A 4565-nucleotide genomic window follows, 5' to 3' on the forward strand; every position below is an offset into this window, starting at 1 on the left:
GCCCTGTACCGCCTGCTTGTCTCCGAAAGGAAAGGTCAGCCCCGAATGGAGGATCGCACTGCTTTTACCGGCGGCAGGATGGCCAATGATCATGTACCAGGGCAGTTCGTACAGGGCGGCCTTGCCGCGAGCCTTGCCGAGATTGGATGTTTTCAGGGTATCAATGGCAGCAAGCATGCGCTGGCGCAGCTTGGTCACTTCCGTACGCTTGTCGGGACTGGCGCCCATGACTGCGTCGTCCGCCTGGCGGCGCAGGAACTTTTCGAGCATCCCGCCTGCTCGCTCGGCCAGCATGCGCCCGACCATCAGGGTAACGATCCAAAGCAGCATGACGCCGAAAATCCACGCGAATCGCACCTCGTTGCTTGCCAGTCCGACGAACGGACCGACAAACCAGATCAGTGCGATCAGGATCAGAAATCCGAGTGCCGAGGCCAGTTTCGTATTACGCAACCATTTCCACATGCTTCTTCCCTTTTAATCCTTCAACGCCGCCGACCCGGCAGCGTGTTCCTTTATTTCGTCTGCAAGCCGGCGGCAATCGTGCCGGCCATTTCGATATGGCCGAAATCCCGGAGCTTCCAGCGTCCGCCCCAAACGAGACCGACCTTTTCCGCCTCTTCTCCGAGTGCTTGATACGCCTGCATCGCCCAGGGGTCCCTCTCGGAGATGACCAGCCTGCCATCGCGAATCGGCGCCGCATCAAGCGCCAGCCCATACTGATGCTTGCTCTCGTAGCCCCTTGCATTCGTCACATGCTGCGGCGAGTCTGCGAGCATGTCCTGTCGTTCCGCACTCCGGTACCCCTCCAGGAGTGCCATCGGATAGCCCCGCGCCTCCATGCGCGCAAAGACCAGCAGCGCAAACTGCATGAACGCTGGATGCAGACGGTTCCAGTCGCGGTCAGCGGTTTGCAGGCCAGGACGTCCAGAAACAATAAAAACCGATGGCGGCAATGCAGGCGGCGGAACCAGCTTTTCCGGCCGAAGTGCGCCACGAACATGCTGCTGGCGCGCGAAATCCAGCATTTCCAGCGGATCGAGAGAGATTCGCCCCGATATCGCCAATACACTGGCAATCGTTATGCCGGCCAATACCGGCGCAGCCCACAGCGCCGCATGGACGAGCGTCCACGGACGAACCGTTTTTCGCCGGATGGCACCATTCCGCCGCTGCACTGCCTGCGCTGCCGTCAGAGTGTTCTTCTTTGCATCTGGCGTGCGGACGTGGTTGTTTATACGGTTCGCGGGCGCACTGAAAAACCGCCAACCCACCCATGCCAGCAGCAGCATCAGCATCACGCACAGCATGGCAACCAGACTGCCCAAACACACCTCGCGCTTCAAATCAACTGCATCCACAGCCCGGTTGAAGAAGTTACCTATTTACAAATACATGCCTCTTCAATGCCTGCCAGCCGCCCCAAATTAGCCAAATTCCATCGACAACCCGCCTCCGCGCATTCTGCGGCCGGTAAAAACTTTCCAATTCGACATGGTTGCAAAACGTGCAAGATTGTATAATAGACAACGATAAAAAATGAATAGATATCAATAAATTTTTAACAACTAATTTTGTTACCGCGGGGCAACTAGATGCATTTACCGAGATATGACTTTTCCCTGATGCGACAACTCATGCAGGCCATGCTCGTACTGGCTCTGTGTTCCGGATGTGCGATTGGACCAAAGACCTTTGCGATCAAGGGAGAGGCGGACACACTGATCAACCGGGACGCGAGCGGCCGACCTTTATCAGTTGTCGTTCGTATTTATCAGCTGAAGAATGCGGGGGAGTTTTCGAAACTGACTTTCGACACGCTGGCAAGCGGACGGCCGGAATCAGAATTTCTCGGTGCCGACATGCTGGAGCGCAATGAGATTGTTTTGGTGCCCGGCGCAAAATACACCAATAGCGACAAAATAAGGCCGGACGCCAGATATGTGGGCGTGGTCGCCTTCTTCCGGCAACCGGACCCGCATTTCTGGCGCTTTCTCGTCGACACGGAGCAAGTCCGGAGCAAGGGACTGAACTTCAGGGTTCAGGACTGCTACCTGATACTCGAGAGCCCCAAGCCGATCCCGATACCTGGGCAGGTACTGGACGCCAGGTTCCAATGCGGCGCCCAGGATATCCGCAACAACATCATCCCGCGCGCAGGCAATCCGGCGTCGTCCAATCCGCCGCAGCAAAGCGTGTGGAAGGATTTGCCGACACGAACCGGCCCGATCGAACAAATCCTCGTCAACAAACCCTGAGCATGCGGAATCCCGACATGCGCAGAAACAGCCGCGCGCTGACGAGCGTATCCGTGCCGCGCATTAATTAGCCATCCAGTATTCAACTTCATTTTCACAGGACCGGTATGCTGCGAGCCAATCGCATTTTGTGGGGGGAAGGCATGTTCTTGCGCCCCCAGCATTTTCAACAGCAGGAATTATTTTCAGAACAGTCGCTAGCCCAGGTGCTGCGTCAGGTGCACGCCTATCCATGGGGTGCACGCAACGTGGATATCGATGTCGATGCCTTGCGCGGCGGCCTGCTTAGGGTCAACACACTGGACGTGGTCTATCAGGACGGATTGAGCGTACGTGCGCCGGCTGATGAGCCGCTTCCGGCCGTGCGCAACCTGAACGACATACCGCAACTTGGGACGGAAGCGCTCGTGTATGCATGCATCCCTGCGCTGAATGCGTTCGGCGGCAACATCAGCGCCGCCGGATCGGTCACTGCCCGGCCCGCCCGATTCATGAGCGAGCAGGTCAGCGTCTCGGACCTGTACACCAATGCGCTGGAGACGGAAATTACCGCCTTGCGCGCCAATGTGCGTATCCTGCTCGAGCCCGAAAACCGCGACGGCCATCACTGCATGGCGATCGCGCGTATCGCCAGAAACGCCACGGGTGCCTGGTCGCTCGACGACTCGTATGTCGGTCCGCTGCTCGATGTCGCCGGATCGGGGCCACTTGCAACGATGATGCGCAGGTTACTCGACATCCTGCTCGTGAAGAGCCAGGCGCTCGCGGGCGTTCACCGTGAACGCGTCAAAAGTGTCGTTGAATACGGCACGTCGGATATTTCGTCCTTCTGGCTGCTGCATACCGTCAACCGGACCTTCCCGCTGTTGAACCACCTGTTTCGCACGGGCGCGCATCCGGAAGCGTTGTATGCGCTGTGCGCGCAATTGTGCGGCGAACTGATGACTTTTTCCTCCACCCTGTCGCTGGCCGATATACCGGCGTACGACCATTTAAACCTGACCGACGTGTTCGCAAAGATCGACACCCTCCTGCGTGAACTGCTGGAAACCGTGATATCCAACCGCTATGCGGTCATCCCGCTGATTAACACCAAGCCGTCCTTCTTCATAGGCCGGCTTGAAAGCGAACGTCTCCTCGAAAACGTGGATTTTTATCTCTCCGTTTCCAGCGAACTCCCGACCGCGACGGTGCTCGATACCGTGCCCCTTAAACTCAAGGTCGGCTCGCCGGACGATGTCGAAAAGATTCTCAACTCGGCCCTGCCCGGAGTACGCCTCGCGCATGCGCCGCAGACACCAGCCGCCATGCCGGTTCGGGTTGGCAATCACTATTTCGCGGTCGAGCCGCAAGGACAGATCTTCGAGCGCATGCTCAAGGCGCGCAGTATTTGCATTTACGTACCCCAAACGCTCCTCGACCTGAAGCTGGAACTGATCGCGGTATTCCGCTAACCCTCTTTTGCCAACGTCAATTCGCCATCTCTCCATAGGAATGATCAATATGATGAACAGCGCCACCAGCCTGCCGGTATCGTCGGCCGCATTACCGGCTGACGCCACGACCAGGACATTCGCGTTATCGCTGAAAGATTTGCTGGAGGACGGCATTTACCTGCTGTTTCTTCTGCAAAGCGGCAACGCACCGAATTCCGCAACGGAATTCAACAAGCGCATCGAGCAATTCCTATTTCAATTCGACAAGAACGCACGCAATCTCGGCAAGCCGCCCCTCGCTGTAGCCGATGCAAAGTATGCGTTTTGCGCGCTGATGGATGAAATTATCCTGTCGTCCGACTTTGCCGTCCGTGAAGACTGGGAACGTGCCCCGCTCCAGCTCAGGATGTTCGGCGAACATCTTGCCGGCGATCGCTTCTTCGACAAGTTGGAAGGCTTGCGCATCGATCCTGCCGCCAACGTCGAGGCGCTTGAAGTATTCCACACCTGCCTGCTCCTCGGATTCCAGGGCAAATATCTGTTGGAAGGCACGGAAAAATTGAACTACCTGATCAGCCGGGTCAACCAGGAAATCGTTCACGCGCGCGGCGGCAAGGCGGAGTTTGCCCCGAATTGGAAACTGCCCCATCGCGTACAGCAATACATGCGGCATGAGCTGCCGCTGTGGCTGTTCTATGCGCTGCTTGCCGCCGTGGGAGTCGGTGTATTTCTGGTTTACCTGTGGCTGTTAAACATTGACACGCAAAAACTGACCCAACTGCAAGCCGGGCCGGGATCCGGTCTTCCCGGTGCCGGGCTGCGGATTCCCGAGGTTGGCGAAGGCGCGAAAGCCCGCCCATCAATGTAGCCC

Annotated in this window: 4 protein-coding genes and 1 pseudogene; 3 read left to right on the forward strand and 2 right to left on the reverse strand. The window is 57.5% G+C overall.

All coding sequences use genetic code 11. From position 1 onward, the window contains the following. Positions 1-465, reverse strand: a pseudogene (locus V7080_RS24220) (type VI secretion system membrane subunit TssM); the annotation flags it as partial. A gap of 50 nt (positions 466-515) precedes the next feature. Beyond that, positions 516-1328, reverse strand: coding sequence for a M15 family metallopeptidase (locus V7080_RS24225; protein ID WP_334190941.1), 813 nt, complete (start codon positions 1326-1328; stop codon positions 516-518). Positions 1329-1625: 297 nt separating this feature from the next. Between V7080_RS24225 and tssJ the strand changes: the two genes are divergently transcribed. The 3 genes from tssJ (at position 1626) to icmH (ending at position 4562) form a co-directional block, all read left to right on the forward strand. Then, positions 1626-2258 carry a type VI secretion system lipoprotein TssJ gene (gene tssJ / locus V7080_RS24230; protein ID WP_334190942.1) on the forward strand — a complete coding sequence of 211 codons (633 nt, stop codon included), beginning with the start codon at positions 1626-1628 and terminating at the stop codon, positions 2256-2258. A 107-nt stretch (positions 2259-2365) separates the two neighbouring features. Then, the gene (gene tssK / locus V7080_RS24235; RefSeq protein WP_334190943.1) at positions 2366-3712 is read left to right on the forward strand and encodes a type VI secretion system baseplate subunit TssK; all 1347 of its coding nucleotides are present in this window, start codon (positions 2366-2368) and stop codon (positions 3710-3712) included. Positions 3713-3761: 49 nt separating this feature from the next. Continuing rightward, the gene (icmH, locus tag V7080_RS24240) at positions 3762-4562 is read left to right on the forward strand and encodes a type IVB secretion system protein IcmH/DotU (RefSeq protein ID WP_334190944.1); all 801 of its coding nucleotides are present in this window, start codon (positions 3762-3764) and stop codon (positions 4560-4562) included. Positions 4563-4565 lie beyond the last annotated feature (3 nt).

Source organism: Noviherbaspirillum sp. (assembly GCF_036846085.1).
Taxonomy (GTDB): domain Bacteria; phylum Pseudomonadota; class Gammaproteobacteria; order Burkholderiales; family Burkholderiaceae_D; genus Noviherbaspirillum.